The sequence below is a fragment of the Pseudomonas sp. GL93 genome, from assembly GCF_003408955.1.
Taxonomy (GTDB): domain Bacteria; phylum Pseudomonadota; class Gammaproteobacteria; order Pseudomonadales; family Pseudomonadaceae; genus Aquipseudomonas; species Aquipseudomonas paracarnis.
Genome location: NZ_NKRF01000044.1, coordinates 1 through 17,113, shown reverse-complemented (window position 1 = coordinate 17,113; position 17,113 = coordinate 1). Strand labels below are relative to the sequence as shown.

Annotated in this window: 16 protein-coding genes; 12 read left to right on the top strand and 4 right to left on the bottom strand. The window is 60.2% G+C overall.

The window, feature by feature from the left end; all coding sequences use genetic code 11:
• Nucleotides 1–9 precede the first annotated feature (9 nt).
• The 4 genes from CER19_RS29365 (at nucleotide 10) to CER19_RS07265 (ending at nucleotide 3,960) form a co-directional block, all read left to right on the top strand.
• A complete protein-coding gene (locus CER19_RS29365; RefSeq protein ID WP_370694806.1) occupies nucleotides 10–774 on the top strand; it encodes a methyl-accepting chemotaxis protein in 765 nt (254 codons plus the stop codon).
• 222 nt (nucleotides 775–996) lie between these two features.
• On the top strand, nucleotides 997–2,118 hold the full coding sequence (locus CER19_RS07275) for a glycosyltransferase family 1 protein (protein ID WP_116665942.1): 1,122 nt from the start codon (nucleotides 997–999) through the stop codon (nucleotides 2,116–2,118).
• Complete coding sequence (locus CER19_RS07270) at nucleotides 2,111–2,863, top strand: DUF2334 domain-containing protein (protein WP_116665941.1); 753 nt, start codon at nucleotides 2,111–2,113, stop codon at nucleotides 2,861–2,863. Before CER19_RS07275 ends, CER19_RS07270 begins: the two co-directional genes overlap by 8 nt.
• Nucleotides 2,851–3,960: a lysylphosphatidylglycerol synthase transmembrane domain-containing protein gene (locus tag CER19_RS07265; RefSeq protein ID WP_116665940.1), complete on the top strand. Its 1,110-nt coding sequence runs from the start codon at nucleotides 2,851–2,853 to the stop codon at nucleotides 3,958–3,960. Before CER19_RS07270 ends, CER19_RS07265 begins: the two co-directional genes overlap by 13 nt.
• A 123-nt stretch (nucleotides 3,961–4,083) precedes the next feature.
• Here the strand turns inward: CER19_RS07265 and purU are convergent, their stop codons facing one another.
• Nucleotides 4,084–4,932 (bottom strand): formyltetrahydrofolate deformylase, encoded by an 849-nt coding sequence (purU, locus tag CER19_RS07260; protein WP_102061326.1) that lies wholly within the window; start codon nucleotides 4,930–4,932, stop codon nucleotides 4,084–4,086.
• 351 nt (nucleotides 4,933–5,283) lie between these two features.
• On the opposite strand from purU, the gene mvaT reads away from it, so the two are divergent.
• The gene (mvaT, locus tag CER19_RS07255; protein WP_019821235.1) at nucleotides 5,284–5,658 is read left to right on the top strand and encodes a histone-like nucleoid-structuring protein MvaT; all 375 of its coding nucleotides are present in this window, start codon (nucleotides 5,284–5,286) and stop codon (nucleotides 5,656–5,658) included.
• A gap of 90 nt (nucleotides 5,659–5,748) precedes the next feature.
• Here the strand turns inward: mvaT and sbcB are convergent, their stop codons facing one another.
• Complete coding sequence (gene sbcB, locus CER19_RS07250; RefSeq protein ID WP_116665939.1) at nucleotides 5,749–7,176, bottom strand: exodeoxyribonuclease I; 1,428 nt, start codon at nucleotides 7,174–7,176, stop codon at nucleotides 5,749–5,751.
• A gap of 167 nt (nucleotides 7,177–7,343) precedes the next feature.
• Here sbcB and CER19_RS07245 point away from each other — a divergent pair, with 167 nt between their 5' ends.
• The 6 genes from CER19_RS07245 to CER19_RS07220 are packed head-to-tail and all read left to right on the top strand — an operon-like array spanning nucleotide 7,344 to nucleotide 14,002.
• Nucleotides 7,344–8,036: an RDD family protein gene (locus CER19_RS07245; RefSeq protein ID WP_116665938.1), complete on the top strand. Its 693-nt coding sequence runs from the start codon at nucleotides 7,344–7,346 to the stop codon at nucleotides 8,034–8,036.
• Nucleotides 8,033–9,013, top strand: coding sequence for a stage II sporulation protein M (locus CER19_RS07240; RefSeq protein ID WP_116665937.1), 981 nt, complete (start codon nucleotides 8,033–8,035; stop codon nucleotides 9,011–9,013). The genes CER19_RS07245 and CER19_RS07240 overlap by 4 nt, the downstream gene beginning before the upstream one ends.
• On the top strand, nucleotides 9,000–10,529 hold the full coding sequence (locus CER19_RS07235) for a DUF4129 domain-containing protein (RefSeq protein WP_116665936.1): 1,530 nt from the start codon (nucleotides 9,000–9,002) through the stop codon (nucleotides 10,527–10,529). The genes CER19_RS07240 and CER19_RS07235 overlap by 14 nt, the downstream gene beginning before the upstream one ends.
• Nucleotides 10,526–11,683, top strand: a complete 1,158-nt coding sequence (locus tag CER19_RS07230) for a DUF4350 domain-containing protein (RefSeq protein WP_116665935.1) — start codon at nucleotides 10,526–10,528, stop codon at nucleotides 11,681–11,683. The genes CER19_RS07235 and CER19_RS07230 overlap by 4 nt, the downstream gene beginning before the upstream one ends.
• On the top strand, nucleotides 11,680–12,663 hold the full coding sequence (locus CER19_RS07225) for a MoxR family ATPase (protein WP_116665934.1): 984 nt from the start codon (nucleotides 11,680–11,682) through the stop codon (nucleotides 12,661–12,663). Before CER19_RS07230 ends, CER19_RS07225 begins: the two co-directional genes overlap by 4 nt.
• Nucleotides 12,664–12,670: 7 nt before the next feature.
• A complete protein-coding gene (locus CER19_RS07220) occupies nucleotides 12,671–14,002 on the top strand; it encodes a DUF58 domain-containing protein (RefSeq protein ID WP_116665933.1) in 1,332 nt (443 codons plus the stop codon).
• A gap of 52 nt (nucleotides 14,003–14,054) precedes the next feature.
• Here CER19_RS07220 and CER19_RS07215 read toward each other — a convergent pair whose 3' ends face one another.
• Nucleotides 14,055–14,414, bottom strand: a complete 360-nt coding sequence (locus CER19_RS07215; RefSeq protein ID WP_116665932.1) for a PilZ domain-containing protein — start codon at nucleotides 14,412–14,414, stop codon at nucleotides 14,055–14,057.
• 222 nt (nucleotides 14,415–14,636) lie between these two features.
• On the bottom strand, nucleotides 14,637–15,011 hold the full coding sequence (locus tag CER19_RS07210) for a tol-pal system YbgF family protein (RefSeq protein WP_116665931.1): 375 nt from the start codon (nucleotides 15,009–15,011) through the stop codon (nucleotides 14,637–14,639).
• A gap of 173 nt (nucleotides 15,012–15,184) precedes the next feature.
• Here CER19_RS07210 and pyk point away from each other — a divergent pair, with 173 nt between their 5' ends.
• A complete protein-coding gene (pyk, locus tag CER19_RS07205) occupies nucleotides 15,185–16,636 on the top strand; it encodes a pyruvate kinase (RefSeq protein WP_003193904.1) in 1,452 nt (483 codons plus the stop codon).
• The last annotated feature ends 477 nt before the right edge of the window (nucleotides 16,637–17,113 follow it).

Sequence of the window (17,113 nt, the reverse complement as noted above, 5' to 3'; positions counted from 1 at the left end):
AACTCGTCGATGGTCAACTCCGACGAACAGGCCAACCGCACTAACAGCGTCGCCGCCGCCATCAACCAACTGGGGGCCGCGGCCCAGGAGATCGCACGCAACGCCGCCCAAGCCTCCAGTCAGGCCAGCGATGCACGGCATCTGGCCGAAGACGGCCAGCAGGTGGTTGAACGCAATATCAAAGCGATGACGCAGTTATCCAGCATGATCAGCACCTCAAGCACCAATATCGAAGCACTTAACAGCAAAACGGTGAATATCGGCCAGATCCTTGAAGTGATCACCAGCATTTCCCAGCAAACCAACCTGCTGGCGCTCAACGCGGCGATCGAAGCGGCGCGCGCCGGGGAAGCCGGGCGTGGCTTTGCGGTGGTAGCCGATGAAGTGCGCAACCTGGCCCATCGCACTCAAGAGTCGGCGCAACAGGTGCAGACGATGATCGAAGAGCTACAGGTGGGTGCCCGGGACTCGGTGACAACCATGAGCGAAAGCCAACGCCACAGCCTGGACAGCGTGGAAATCGCCAACCTGGCCGGCGAGCGCTTGAACAGCGTGACCCAGCGCATTGGCGAGATCGACGGTATGAACCAGTCGGTCGCCACCGCCACTGAAGAACAGACCTCGGTGGTGGAGTCGATCAATATGGACATCACCGAGATCAACACCCTCAACCAGGAAGGGGTGGAAAACCTGCAATCGACCCTGCGCGCCTGCTCGGACCTGGAACAACAGGCCTCGCGCCTGAAGCAATTGGTGGGCAGCTTCCGGATCTGAGGTCCCCCCACCTTAATCCACCTGTAGGAGCGAGCTTGCTCGCGAAAAACGTCAACGATAACGCGGGCTGCCTGAAGAAACGCGGAGTCTGTGAGTTTTTCGCGAGCAAGCTCGCTCCTACAGCGTGCTGTTTGTCCGCTCCCGCCACCGTCATGCTGCGAATCTAAACCGAACATCTATCCTTACCTCAGGTCCATCTAGGGAGAGCAATGGATCGGAGGGATGTTCATCGTGCATATCGCTGACATAACCATGTTCTACGCCCCGGCCAGCGGTGGCGTACGCACTTACCTTGACGCCAAGCACCGGCGTCTGGCGCTCAAACCGGGCATTCGCCACAGCCTGTTGATACCCGGTGCACACTTGAGCGAGCAGGACGGCATCTTCAAAGTACCGGCGCCCGCCCTGCCCTTCGGCAAAGGCTATCGCTTCCCCCTTCGCTTGGCGCCCTGGCGAAATGTCCTGCACGATTTGCAGCCCGATCTGATCGAAGTCGGTGACCCTTACCTGACCGCCTGGGCCGCACTGGATGCCCGACGCCAATTGGATGTGCCGGTCATCGGCTTTTACCACTCCGACCTGCCACTGCTGGTGAGCAACCGCATGGGGCCTTGGTTTACCCCCAATGTTGAAGCCTATGTGCGCAAACTCTATGGGAATTTTGACCGAGTGCTCGCCCCCAGCCAGGTAATGGCCGACAAACTCACCGGGCTTGGCGTCAGAAATGTCTTCGTGCAACCGTTGGGTGTAGACCTGCAAACTTTCACCCCTGAGGTACGTGACCCCGGCCTGCGCGCCGAACTGGGGATTGGCGAAGACACTCGGCTACTGATCTTCGCCGGGCGCGGCTCCAAGGAGAAAAACCTGCCGGTGCTGCTCAACTGCATGAAGCGCCTGGGAGATGGTTACCACTTGCTGCTGGTGGGCTCCGGCATGCCGGCCAGCGTGCCGGACAATGTCACCGTGGTCGATGGATTCCGCCCTGCCCAGCATGTTGCGCGGCTGATGGCCAGCGCCGACGCCTTACTGCATGGCGGCGACCAGGAGACCTTCGGCCTGGTGATCCTGGAAGCCATGGCCTGCGGCATTCCGGTGGTCGCCGTGGCAGCCGGGGCCTTTACCGAGATTGTCGACGAGCGTTGTGGCCTGCTGTGCGCGCCCAACAACCCCAAGGCCATGGCCGATGCGGTGCGCGAGCTGTTCAGTACCGACTGCCGACGCCTGGGTGCTCAGGCTCGGCGCCATGTCGAGCAGCATTATGCGTGGGACACGGTAGTCGACAGCCTGCTGGGGCATTACTACGCCGTACTGGGCAGCCATGAACCGATGCTCGCCCATGGCTGAGCGCGCGCTGATGCTGGTACTGCACGACGTGGCACCGCACACCTGGGCCGACTACCGGCCCTTCGTCGAGGCCGTCGATGCACTGGGCGACGTGCCCATCACGTGGCTGGTGGTGCCGGACTTCCATCACCATGACGACCTGGCCGCCCACCGTGATTTTCGGCGCCTGCTCGACAGCCGTGTCGCCAAGGGCGATGAACTCACCTTGCATGGTTATTACCATTGCGACGACCAACCTCGGCCGCGTACGCCAAAAGAATGGTTTATGCGACGCATCTATACCCACGAAGGCGAGTTTTACCAGCTGTCCGAGGCTGAGGCGTTGCGGCGGCTGACCGCCGGCATTGAGGTATTCCAGCGCAATGGCTGGCCGCTGCAGGGCTTTGTTGCGCCCGCCTGGTTGATGAGCGATGGCACCCGGCAGGCATTGCGCCAGTTGCCGCTGAGCTACACCAGCGACCCACACCATCTTTATCGCCTGCCGGACTTCACCCCCATCGACGCCCCGGGCCTGGTGTGGAGCGCCCGCAGTGCCTGGCGCCGCGGATTGTCAAAAGTCCTCAGCGACCGCCGTGAACAGCGTTGGCAGGAGGCTCCGCTGATCCGACTGGGATTGCACCCGGTGGACATGCGCCACAGGTTTTCCCGCGATTATTGGTTGCATACCCTGCAGCGCCTGCTCAGCACAGGGCGCGTCCCCCAAACCAAGGCCGCCTGGCTGGCGACGCAGCCATGGGTCGACTGATCTGGCTGGTGCTGGCCCTCTTGGTGGCACTGGCCATTCCGGTATGGCTGGGCGGCGGCGAAAGCATTGCGCGCCTGCGCCAGTTTCCGTTGCCCCAGTTGCTGGGGATGTTCGCCATGATCATCGGCTGCTGGCTGATCAACAGCCTGCGCATCCGCCTGTTGCTTGGCGAGTATCGCGGCCAGTTAGGGCCGCTCAAAAGCCTTGGTGTGGTGATATCCACTGAATTCGCCATGTGTGCAACTCCCGGCGGCAGCGGCGGGCCGTTGACCCTGATGGCCCTGCTGGCGCGCAATGGTATCCGCCCCGCCCATGGCAGCGCGGTGTTCGCCATGGACCAATTGAGCGACCTGGTGTTTTTTCTCTGCGCACTGGTGGGGATCTTGCTGTATGCGCTGTTCCATAGCCTCAGCCCGCGCCTGGAGTGGTTGCTGGGGCTCAGCGCCGTGTCGATGGTGGGTGGGGTGATCAGTGGCTGGGCCGTGGTGCATTTTCACCGGCGGTTGATTCGCCTGGCGGGTTTGGCACTCAAGGCCATGAAGGTCGGCGCTACCACCCGCCGACGCTGGGCACGCCGGTCGCTACGTTTTCTTGCGGCGTTCAGCGCCACCCTGAAACTACCCCGGAGCACCTTGCTGGGGGTCTTTGTGCTGACCAGCCTGCATTGGCTGCTGCGTTACAGCGTGCTGTACCTGGCGCTGCGCGGGTTGGGAGGCGAGGTGCAGTGGGCCTGGAGCTTTCTGATCCAGATGTTATCCCTGACTGCGGGGCAGTTCAGCCTGGCGCCTGGCGGGGCCGGCGCTGCGGAATTGACGTCAGCGGCACTGCTGGCGCCCATGGTGGGCACATCCACAGCGGCGGCGGCGATTCTGATCTGGCGAGCGGTGACCTACTACTTCTATTTGCTGGCCGGTGCGCCAGTGTTTCTATTGATGGTCGGCAAACCGCTGCTCAAGCGTCTTTTTCGGGGACGGCAGGCGACGGGGCCTGCGCCAGTGTCTGTTCCCATAAACGCGCCGCGCCTGGAAAATCAGTACCATCCTCGGCATCCAGCGCGTCCGGGTCGTAACGACTCAAACAGCCCTCGCCCAAGGTAGCAGGTGCCCGTGAGGTGGCTTTATCCAGCGGATCGCTCATGGGAATCTCCTGAAACAGAAATAAAAAAGGGCCTGGAGAGTTTTACCTCCAGGCCCCTGTGTCTTTCAATCACAATCGCCGGGTCAGAAGACCACGGTCTTGTTGCCGTGCACCAACACGCGATCTTCCAGGTGATAGCGCAGGCCACGGGCCAGCACCATCTTCTCGACGTCACGGCCGAACCGCACCATATCTTCAATACTGTCGCTGTGGCTGACGCGCACCACGTCCTGCTCGATGATCGGGCCGGCATCCAGCTCTTCGGTCACGTAGTGGCAGGTTGCACCAATCAGCTTCACGCCACGCAGGGAAGCCTGGTGATACGGTTTGGCACCGACAAAGGATGGCAAGAAGCTGTGGTGGATGTTGATCACCTTGCCAGCGTATTCGCGGCACAGTTCCGGTGGCAGGATTTGCATGTAGCGCGCCAGCACCACCACATCCGCGTCATGCTGCTTGACCAGGCGCGACACCTCGGCAAATGCCGGCTCCTTGTCCTGTGGGTTGACCGGCACATGGTAATAAGGGATGCCATGCCATTCGACCATGCTGCGCAGGTCGTCGTGGTTGGAGATCACGCAAGCAATCTCGCAATCGAGTTCGTCGCTGTGCCAGCGGTGCAGCAGGTCTGCCAGGCAGTGGGATTCGCGGCTGGCCATCAGCACCACGCGTTTCTTCTGCTCGGTGTCGGTGATGTGCCAGGTCATCGAAAACTCTTCGGCAATCGGCGCAAACGCCTCGCGGAAGGCTTCCAGGCCAAAGGGCAGCGTATCGGCACGGATTTCGTGACGCATGAAAAACCAACCACTGAGATTGTCCGAGTGATGGCTCGCCTCGGTGATCCAGCCATTATGGGAAGCCAGAAAGTTACTGACCTTGGCAACGATGCCAACCCGGTCCGGGCAAGCAATCACCAGCCGAAAAGTGCGCATTAGGGGGAAACTCCAGAACTTCACAAAGGCCGCTATTCTAGCGATTACGCGGAAAAACTGCAGTATTCCCTTGCACCTTATCTTGAGGCATGGCCGTGGTAACACCCCTTAATCGTGTAAGGTTTTACCACCGCTATATGACGGTACAACGGCATGCTGAGGCCGGTAGCAAAAAATTAACGCGATTATCTTTGCGCTTAACGCTTACTAATTAACTCATCGGCCAGGTTTTCTCACACACATTCAATGTCATTCACCTAAATACCGTCTTAAATGTTTACTTGATGAAATTGCCTGACTATTATTAGGCCACTCACCCTGTCATTCAGCGTTCTACATAAGGTAGTCCACATGTCACTGATCAACGAATACCGCGCCACCGAAGAAGCTATCAAAGAGCTGCAAGCCCGTTTGAAGAACCTGTCCGAAGACGACAAGCTGAAAACCGAGCTGGAATTCGAAGGCAAATTGCGCACCCTGATGGGTGAATACTCCAAATCCCTGCGTGACATCATCGCGCTGCTGGATCCAGAGTCGAAAGTTAAAGCACCGCGCGGCGCTGTGAAAACTACCGGCACCAAGCGTGCCCGCAAGGTCAAGCAATACAAAAACCCACACAACGGCGAAGTGATTGAAACCAAAGGTGGCAACCACAAAACTCTGAAAGAGTGGAAAGCCAAGTGGGGCGGTGACGTAGTTGAAGGTTGGGCAACCCTGCTGGGCTAAGCCCGGTCGGACGTTCACCCGATACGTCACACATGAAAAACGCCAGCTTGCTGGCGTTTTTTATTGTCTGAATATTCTGTAGTTATGCGCCTACAGATTCAGGCGCGCCGCTAATGAATCCACATAGTCCTGCCATTGCGCCAGCACCTGGCACTGAAACGATGTAGCACTAACCGCCAACTCCTCACGCGCCTGCTTAAATGCCAACAGGGTATTCGGCGCCCCCCACTGCGCATCCGACAAACGTTGCTGACAGAAAAGTTTCCAGCGTTGTTGCTCCTCATTGTTCAAGGTTTCAGGAAAGTTACGCGCCCGGTAGCGAAATAATAATTCCGGCAAACGATGATCATCGAACGGCCACTGCTGACGGGCTAATTGCGCGGGCTCTGCCATGCGAACTTGCTCACATAAACGGCGGTCACGGTCACCTATAAAACCATCATAGAGCTGCTGCTCCGGGTCCGCGTTCGACGCAAAGTCTTCCTCAGCATAAATGGCCGCTAACTTGTCCCGCCAAACTTCCTGTGCGTCAGTTAGCCGCAGCGCCCGCGCGAGGCAAGCCTCCTTATCCAGTTGCAGGCGCTCAAGGTCTTGCGGGCGCAGCACCTTCAACGGCGCAACCACCGGGCAGCGGTTGATATGCAGCAGCTTGAGCGGAACCGGCAGCTCACCTTCGGCCAACTCATCGCGGCGCGTGTAAAGACGCTGACGCAGGGTCGCCGCATCAAGGTCCAGCAGTCCTTGTGGATCGAGCCCCAGGTCACAGACGATCAAGGCATTGCGATTGCGCGGGTGCCAGGCCAGGGGCAAGACCACGCCCAGATAATGGCGCTCGGCAGAAAAACGCCCCGAGATATGCACCATCGGTTGCAGCAACCGCACCTGATCCATGACCCGCTGCTTGCTACGCAATTGAAACAACCATTCATACAACTTCGGTTGTTTCTCCCGGACCAACCGCGCCAGGGCGATGGTTGCACGCACATCCGACAACGCATCATGGGCCTGGCCATGGTCGATGCCGTTGGCCTCGGTCAAGCGTTCGAGCTTGAGGGTCACACGCCCGTCCTGCTCGGGCCAGTTGATGCCCTCCGGCCGCAGGGCGTAGGCGGTGCGCATCACATCAATCAAGTCCCAGCGACTGTTGCCGCCCTGCCACTCGCGCGCATAGGGGTCGAAAAAATTGCGGTACAGACTGTAGCGCGTCATTTCATCGTCGAATCGCAAGGTGTTGTAGCCGGCGCCACAGGTACCTGGCGCGGCCAGTTCGGCGTGCACCCGAGTCATGAAATCGGCTTCGGCAAGGCCCTTCTCGGCGAGGATAGCCGGCGTAATGCCCGTGATCGCACACGCTGCCGGATGAGGCAGGATATCGTCGCTGGGCTGGCAATAAAGGTTGATCGGCGCACCGACCTCATTGAGCTCAAGGTCGGTGCGGATACCGGCTACCTGGAGCGGGCGATCGTTGCGCGGGTTGATGCCGGTGGTTTCATAGTCGTACCAGAAAATCGAGGTCACGGGCTATTCCTGTGCTGAAGACCGACAAAGTCTAGGCGCTGCAAGGCGTTCGGGGCCAGCGATACCTTACTGTATAAATATCCAGAAAAACCTCGGGTGGTTGCTTCCATCGTCGACACTGCTAGCATCCGTGTCTCTTAAGCCGCTTCGCACTGCCAAGGATCGCAATGCCATCAACGCCTTTGGATACCCACTATCAGATAGAAACGCCCGAGGGCATCGACCTGCCCCTGCGCCCTGCTGGCCTGCCCTCGCGGGCATTGGCCTTTGCATTCGACCTGGGCGTGCGCGGGATCATCATGGGTATCCTGCTGGTGCCGCTGGCGCTGCTCGGCAATGTGGGGATCGGGCTGGGTTCGCTGCTGCTGTTCCTGGTGAGCTGGTGGTACATGGTGTTGTTCGAAGTGCTCAACCAGGGCTGCTCGCCAGGCAAGCAGGTCATGGGGCTGCGCGTGGTACAGGATGACGGCACGCCCATTGGCTGGTCGGCATCGCTGATCCGCAACCTGCTGCGTTTTGTCGACATGCTGCCCTTCGGTTATTTCCTCGGCGCGATCAGTTGCCTGCAGCATCCGCACTTCAAGCGGCTCGGCGACCTGGCCGCCGGTACGCTGGTGGTCTACCGGGAATTGCCGCTGGTACGCCCAAGCATCCCTCAAGCGCCCGCCCTGCGCCTGCCCTTCGCACTGGAGTTGAGCGAACAGCGGGCCATCCTCGGTTTCGCCGAACGCCAGGCCGAGCTCTCGGCCGAACGGGTGCATGAACTGGCCGCCATCCTCGCAGTACCCCTGCAGGTGTCTGCGCCGCGTGCCGTGGAGCAACTCAACGGTGTAGCCCGTGGTTTGTTGGGGCCGACATGAAGCAGAGCCTTTTTGAAAGCCGCCACCAGCACCAATGGCAAACCTTCGCCGAGCAGTTGACGCAACTGGAACAAGGTAAAGCCAAGGCCGCCGATGTTGCCGACTTCCCGCATCAATATCGACGCCTGTGCCAACACTTGGCCCTGGCTCAGCAACGCGGCTACAGCAGTTACCTGGTCGACCCGTTGCAACAACTGGCACTGCGCGGCCATCAACAACTGTATCGCCATCGCAGCCAACTGACGGCAAACATACTGGCGTTTCTTCTCGCCGACTTCCCGCGCCTGGTACGCGAACAATGGCGCTTCGTGCTGATCGCTGGCCTGCTGTTCTTTGGCAGCCTGGTGGGGATAGCCCTGCTGGTGTACCTGTTCCCGGACCTTGTCTACAGCATCATCAGCCCCCAGCAGGTGGCCGAGATGCAGGGCATGTACAACCCCGACGCCAGCCGTCTGGGCCGTGCTGCCGAACGTGCCGCCAGCGAAGACTGGATGATGTTTGGCTATTACGTGATGCACAACATCGGCATCGCCTTCCAGACCTTTGCCGCCGGCCTGCTGTTCGGCCTGGGCAGTGTGTTCTTCCTGATTTTCAATGGTTTGGTCATAGGTGCAGTTTCCGGGCACCTTACCGACATTGGCTATGGCCAGACCTTCTGGTCGTTTGTCATTGGTCACGGCGCATTCGAGTTGAGCGCCATCACGCTGGCCGGTGCCGCAGGTTTGCAACTGGGCTGGTCACTGGTTGCCCCCGGGCGCTTGGCGCGCAGCGAGGCCCTGCGCCTGGCCGCCCGCAAAAGCATACGGATGCTTTGCGGTGTCATGGTTTTCCTGTTGATCGCAGCCTTTATCGAAGCCTACTGGTCGTCAACCACTCGCATCGAGCCCTGGATCAAATACGCAGTAGGCGCCGCGCTCTGGCTGCTGGTGGCCGCTTACCTGTCCCTGGCCGGGCGGAGTCGCCATGCGCCTGACTGACGCCAGCGTGGTGATTCGCCCGCGCACGTCCTGGGAAGCCATGGACCTGGGTGTGCTGATGGCCAGGGAACACCGTTTCCTGCTGATGAGCAGTTGGGCACTGGTGAGCCTGCCGGTATTCATCTTGTTGACGGTATTGCTCTGGAATTACCCGTCTTTGGCCATGTTCCTGTTCTGGTGGCTCAAGCCTGCCTTCGACCGCTTGCCGCTGTACATTCTGTCCAAGGCCCTGTTTGGTGAGCCTCCCAGCCTCAAACAGGCCGTTCGCCATTGGCCGCAATTGCTCAAAGGGCAACTGTTCGCCAGCCTGACCTGGCGGCGGCTGAGCATGAGTCGCAGCTTCACCCTGCCCGTCAGCCAACTGGAAGGCCTGGACGGTGACGCACGTCAACGACGTCTTGGGGTGTTGCTGCAACGTAACGCTGGCGCCGCACGCTGGCTGACGACGATCGGCGTGCACCTGGAAATCGGCCTGTGGTTTGGCGGCATGGCCCTGTTCTATCTCTTCATCCCGCAACAGGTGGAACTGGACTGGGACTGGCAACGGCTGATATTGGCGTCAGGCTCGGACGTACTTTGGCTTGAGCACCTGAGCAATGCCTTCTATGCCCTGGTCCTGGTGTTCTGGGAACCCATCTACGTCGCCTGTGGCTTCAGCCTGTACCTCAACCGCCGCACGGTGTTGGAGGCCTGGGACCTGGAACTGGTATTCCGTCGCCTGCGCCAGCGCCTGAGCAACGTTGCACCACTGTTGTTGCTGGTCGTTGGCCTGGCGTTGCTACACATCAGCCCACCGACCATGGCAGATGAAACCACAGCCCCTAAGCCCCTCAGCACCCAGGCCGCCAGCCAATCCATCCAGGCACTGCTGGAAAAGCCACCTTTCAAGAACCCGGAAACCGTCACACGCTATCGGTTTGGCGAAGAAAAAACGCCGGTTAAAAACAAGGCCAAGGGCGACGGCAAATTACCTGGCTGGCTCCAGGCACTGCTCGACAACCTTAACAGCGACACCTTCAAATACGTCGCCAAAACTTTGGAAATACTGCTCTGGAGCCTTGTGATTGGCGGCCTGGCCCTGGTGTGCTGGCGTTACCGTGAATGGTTGCGCACGTTCGTCAGCCGCCTTGGGCCCACTCGCACTACCGCCCCCTCATCCGCTCCCACTCAGTTGTTCGGGTTGGAGCTGGGCGCCGAGACATTGCCCAAAGACATCGCCAGCACCGCCGAACAGCTATGGCCCACCCGGCCACGGGAAGCCCTTGGCCTGCTGTATCGCGGGTTGCTCAGCCGGCTGTTGCACGAGTTCGACCTGCCACTGACAAGCGCCGATACCGAGGGGCAGGTACTGGAGCGCGTTCATCGTTTGCAACAACCGCAATTACTGGCGTTCAGCGATGAACTGACACGCCACTGGCAAAACCTGGCCTATGGTCACCGCCTGCCGCCTTCTTCAGCCCAACAAAAACTGTGCAGCGACTGGCGTGCTCTTTTCAGTGACGGAGCGAGCCAATGAACCGGGCGTTATTGTGGACAGCGCTGTTGCTGGCGTGCCTGTTGGGTGCGGGCGGCTTATATGCCTGGCACAAGGCAATTCCATACGACGAAGTGGTTGACCGGGGCCCGTCGCCAGAGGCTCGCGCCAATCCCTATCTGGCCGCCGAGCACTTTCTACGCCAGCAAGGCTTGGTCGTGGCACACGCCAAGGGCCTTGAACGACTCACCGAACTGCCCGCCAAAGACCATAGCCTGTTGTTGCTGGGAGAGCGCAGCAACATGACCCCACGCCAGGTCGAACAACTGCTGGGTTGGGCAAAAGCCGGTGGCCACCTGCTCCTGGTCGCCGAGGCATTATGGGATGAAGAAGCCGGCACGAGCGGTGACCTGCTGCTTGATCGCCTCACCATCCGTCAAACCTTGAGCGACACCTTCGACGAACCCGTGCCACCGCGTAAAAAAACCAAACCGGATCTGACCAAGCTCTATGTCGACAACGAAACCGCACCGGCGTATTTCAGTTTTGACACCGACTTCAACCTCACCGACCCCAAGCACCTGGCGCAGTTTTCCGCCAACAGCGCCAAGTCCAGCCACCTGATGCAACTTGACCTGGGGCAAGGCCGCGTAACGGTGATCACCGACAGCGACCTATGGAAAACCGCAGATATCGGCAACCATGATAACGCCTGGTTGCTGTGGTACCTGAACCAGGGCACTGACGTCACCTTGCTGTTCAACAGCGACACGGACGATCTGTTTACCCTGTTGCTCCGTTATTTCCCCCAGGCCCTCGTCGCCCTGGTTGCGCTGCTTGCCTTGGGGCTGTGGCAGGCAGGCATGCGCCAGGGCCCGATCCAGGCACCGGCTCCCAAGGCTCGTCGCCAACTGCAGGAACACTTGAAGGCCAGCGCGGATTTCCTATTGCGCCGCAGCGGCCAGGGCACATTGTTGCAAGCCTTGCAACACGACATTCTGCGCGCAGCCCGGCGACGCCATCCCGGGTTCGAACACCTCGATGCGTCAGAGCAACGCCAAGTGCTGGAACACCTTACGCGACAACCCCCTCACATCATCAGCCAGGCGCTTGAGCCCGTTGCACTGAAGCGGCTTTCCAGCGCCGACTTCAGCCGACAGGTGGCGCACCTGCAAACCCTCAGGAATGCCTTATGAGCGACTCTCCACTGACCGCCGAAAACCTTCAGCATGCCAGCCAGCAGGCCCAGGCGCTGCGCGTGGAATTGCGCAAGGCTGTGATTGGCCAGGACCCGGTGATTGACGACGTGCTCACCGCCCTGATCGCAGGCGGCCACGTACTGCTCGAAGGCGTGCCTGGCCTGGGCAAGACCTTGCTGGTACGGGCCCTGGCCCGCTGCTTTGGCGGTGATTTCGCGCGTATCCAGTTCACCCCGGACCTGATGCCCAGCGATGTCACCGGCCACGCCGTTTACGACCTGCAGACCGAACAGTTCAAACTGCGCAAGGGGCCGTTGTTCACCCACCTGTTGCTGGCCGACGAGATCAACCGTGCACCCGCCAAGACCCAGGCAGCGCTGCTGGAGGCCATGCAGGAACGCCAAGTGACACTGGAGGGTGAAGCATTACCCATCGGCCAACCCTTCATGGTGCTGGCGACCCAGAACCCCATCGAGCAAGAGGGCACCTACCCACTGCCCGAGGCCGAGTTGGACCGCTTCATGCTCAAGGTGCGAATGGACTACCCGGATGCTCTACAAGAGCTGGATATGGTCCGCGAAGTGACTCGCTCGTCCAAGGCAGACATGTTGGAGGTGCAGCCGTTACGTACCGTGCTGCAAGCCGAGGACGTAGTACGGATGCAGCAAATTGCCAGTGACCTGCCGTTGGATGAGCAGGTGCTCGACTACGCCGTGCGCCTGGCCCGTGCCACGCGCAGTTGGCCGGGGCTGGCCATCGGTGCCGGCCCCAGGGCCTCCATCGCTCTGGTACGCGGTGCCCGTGCCCGTGCGCTGTTGCGCGGTGGCGAATTCGTCACCCCCGATGACATCAAGGGCTGCGCCCTGGCGGTACTGCGTCACCGGGTACGCATCGCACCAGAACTGGACATCGACGGCTTGGAAGTCGACCAGGTGCTCCAACAGTTACTCGACCAGATTGCAGCACCAAGGCAATGACGCGGCCATGAAACCGACCCGTCTGCTCCTGACCTGGCTGAGCGTCCTGCTCGGACTGAGCACCCTGTTAGGCGCCTCGGCAGCGTTGCAGTTGAAAGTGCCCGCCACCTTGCATTCCGTGGCCTGGGGCCTGCTGCTGGCCCTGTTGCTGTTGGCGATGCTGGATGCCGCACGCTTGCGTCGCCGTCCCTCGGCCCGCGTGTACAGGGCATTGCCCGGCAGCCTGGCACTGGGGCGCTGGGAAGAAATACGCCTGTGCCTGGAGCACGACTATAAACAGCCACTGACTGTGCAGGTGTTCGATCACGTGCCCGATGGCCTGGGTGAGGAGAACCTGCCTCAATCCATTCAACTACGCCCCGGTGAACGTGCTGAGCTGGGCTATCGCGTGCGCCCCTTGCGGCGCGGGCACTTCCATTTCAGTCGCTGTGAACTGCTGCTGCCAAGCCCACTGGGGCTGTGGTCGGCACGACGCTGGGTCGAAACCCACAATGCCACCCGTGTTTACCCGGATTTCGCACGTTTATACGGTGCGCAGTTGCGGGGTGTGGATAACTGGCTGAGCCAACTGGGTGTGCGCCAACATCAGCGGCGAGGATTGGGCCTGGAATTTCACCAACTGCGCGAGTTTCGTGAAGGTGACAGCCTGCGCCAGATCGACTGGAAAGCCACCGCCCGCCAACGAACGCCCATTGCCCGGGAATACCAGGATGAACGCGACCAGCAAATCGTGTTCATGCTCGATTGCGGCCAGCACATGCGCAGCCAGGATGATGAACTGTCCCATTTCGACCACGCCCTCAATGCCTGCCTGCTGCTGAGCTACGTCGCCTTGCGACAGGGCGATGCGGTAGGGCTGTGCACGTTCGCCAGCGACCAGCCGCGCTACCTGAAGCCGGTCAAGGGTAGTGGCCAATTGAACCTGTTGCTCAATGCGGTCTACGACCTGCAGACCACGCGAAAAACCGCCGACTACCAGGCGGCCGCCAGCCAGTTGCTGGCACGTCAAAAACGCCGCGCGCTGGTGATCATCGTCACCAACCTGCGGGATGAGGAGGATGAAGCTTTGATGGCTGCCGTCCAGCGTATCGGCAGGCATCACCGGGTATTGGTGGCCAGTCTACGGGAAGAGGTCCTTGACCAACTGCGCCAGGCGCCTGTGCAGACATTGCCCGAGGCCCTGGCTTACAGCGGCACGGTCGATTACCTCAACACCCGCAACCAACGCCATGATCGCTTGAGCGCCCATGGGCTTTCGGTGCTGGATACCTTGCCATCGGCGCTGGGTGCCGGGCTGGTCACGCGCTACCTGGAGTGGAAAAAAGCCGGGGTATTCTGAGGATGACTGCGCAGGGTCATGGCCAGGAAATGGTCGCGACCCTACGCATAATTCAGACTGAGGCCTGCAAAGGATAAAAGCTGAAGTACTGCAACAGCGCGTTGATCAGGTGCCGGTACTCTTCGGGTGCCTCAAGCACGCTGAACCCCGAGTCGTAATGCTGCGGGGTGACATCCTCGTGGCTCCACAAGCAGGTTGCCGTGAGGTCAATCGCCTTGAACTCGCCTTGCGAAACCGGCACTTTCAAGCGTAGCTCGAACTCCACCTCGGTCATCATGGGTAACGAGCTGATCAGCATCAGACCGTCTTCAGACACATTTCCAAGATAGCCGATTGGCTTGTCAGTAATACGATTGAACACCTGCAGAAAATACGGCAGTTGATGCCGTTCGATCCTTCGTTCAGTAAACATGGTGAAGTCGCCATCCAATAGCCAAAAATCTGGCCGTGCCAGTGATTCGGAACAAGCAATCGCTCGCTCTCCCTGGATCTCGGGGTGACAACAGGTACCGCTTGTCACCAAACAGCTGCCGAGTCCGGGCTTTGCATCCGTTCGAATGGGAAACTGCACAAACAGACATTCAAAGATTAGCGCAAGACTGGCGACAGGCCAGCCATGAAGCGACAAATACCATTACAACGACGCAGGCCTTGGTTTTGCCAGGCCTGCAGCCGGTAGATGCCCCAGTTGCTGCAAGGTATCGAGCCGCGCGCGGGCTCGATAGGCGTATTCGCTAGACGGGTAGTGGCCGATGATGAACTGATAGGTCTGTGCGGCATCGACAAACAGTTTCTGGCGCTCCAGGCACTGCCCGCGCAACATCGAAACCTCCGGTTGCACGTAGCGGCGGGTACGGCTCTCGCGATCGACCTGGGACAACTCCAGGGTGACACGCTCACAATCACCTACCCCATAGGCGCGGTAAGCGTTGTTCAAATGGTGGTCCATCGACCAGCGGGTACAGCCGACAACACTGACGGCCAGGGCAGCAACGAGCAAAATTCGCATGGGGTTCTCCTGTCTTGTGCAGTGTATCGACCCCTGGTCGAAAATCTTCAAGGCGTTTGCCCATTCAACCGCAGCCAAAACAAGCCAATCGTCGATAAGTAGTGCAAACGAACAATGACTACAACGAAAGAGCATAGTAGCCTTCCCCAGCGCTTGAACTCAGGAGTCCGTGCATGTCCGTCCGTCGTACCAAAATCGTCGCCACCCTTGGCCCGGCCAGTAACTCGCCGGAAGTCCTCGAACAGCTGATTCTGGCTGGTTTGGACGTCGCCCGTCTGAACTTCTCCCACGGCACCCCGGACGAGCACAAGGCTCGCGCCAAGCTGGTGCGTGACCTGGCCGCCAAGCATGGCCGCTTCGTTGCACTCTTGGGCGACCTGCAAGGCCCGAAAATCCGTATCGCCAAATTCACCAACAAGCGGATCGAGCTGAAGATCGGTGACAAGTTCACCTTCTCCACCAGCCACCCGCTGACCGAAGGCACCCAGGACGTGGTGGGCATCGACTACCCGGACCTGGTCAAGGACTGCGGCGTCGGTGACGAACTGCTGCTGGACGACGGCCGTGTGGTGATGCGCGTCGACACTGCCACGCCGACCGAACTGAACTGCACCGTGATCATCGGCGGCCCGCTGTCCGACCACAAAGGCATCAACCGTCGCGGTGGTGGCCTGACGGCGCCGGCCCTGACTGAAAAAGACAAGGCTGACATCAAGCTCGCCGCCGAAATGGAAGTGGACTACCTCGCCGTGTCCTTCCCGCGCGACGCCGCCGACATGGAATACGCCCGTAAGCTGCGCGACGAAGCCGGCGGTACCGCCTGGCTGGTAGCGAAGATCGAACGTGCTGAAGCCGTGGCCGACGATGAAACTCTCGACGGCCTGATCAAGGCCTCCGATGCCGTGATGGTTGCCCGTGGCGACCTGGGCGTGGAAATCGGTGACGCCGAGCTGATCGGTATCCAGAAGAAGATCATCCTGCACGCACGCCGTCACAACAAAGCTGTGATCGTTGCGACCCAGATGATGGAGTCGATGATCCAGAACCCGATGCCGACCCGTGCCGAAGTGTCCGACGTGGCCAACGCCGTGCTCGACTACACCGACGCCGTGATGCTCTCGGCTGAAAGTGCCGCCGGCCCTTACCCGCTGGAGGCCGTGCAGGCCATGGCGCGTATCTGCGTCGGTGCCGAAAAGCACCCGACCAGCAAGACCTCCAGCCACCGCATCGGCAAGGTCTTCGAAAGCTGCGACCAGAGCATCGCCCTGGCTGCCATGTACACCGCCAACCACTTCCCGGGTGTTAAGGCCATCATCGCCTTGACCGAAAGTGGCTACACGCCGTTGATCATGTCGCGCATCCGCTCCTCGGTGCCGATCTACGCGTTCACCCCACACCGCGAAGCCCAGGCCCGCGCGGCCATGTTCCGTGGCGTGTACACCATCCCGTTCGATCCGGCGTCACTGGCGCCGAACGAAGTCAGCCAGAAGGCGATCGACGAGCTGGTCAAACGCGGCGTCGTGGAGAAAGGCGACTGGGTCATCCTGACCAAGGGCGACAGCTACCACACCACAGGTGGCACCAATGGCATGAAGATCCTGCACGTGGGCGACCCCCAGGTCTGAGTGACAGGCTGAAAAACAAAAGCCCCGCCATGTGAATGGCGGGGCTTTTTGCATTTCAATGCAGGCCACTGTGTTGAATTTCAGGGCCTCATCGCAGCATAGGTGTCTACACAACTTTTTAGTTGTAGCCGTCAACGGTAACCATGATGCGAAGCGAGTCGCTCTTGATCTTGCTCTTGATCTTGCTCTTGATCTGCTTTTGATCTTAGGCGCCCCGTTAAACCACGCTGGCCGGAATTCGACAGGGATTTGGGGGGTAAACCGGCAGGGATGCCGGTTTAGCCGCCCCGCGCCATGGATGGCGCGTGGCGGCGGCCCCCCAAATCACTGGCGGATTACGGGCACACCGAGCCTAAGCGAGGTGCCGAGTGGTGGGGCCCCCCGGTGTCAGGATAGTTGTCGCCTCTCCTGATTTACCCCCAAAGAGCATACCGAGGGCGGAAAGAGGCAGGTTGTGACGTACTATTCTCCCGAACG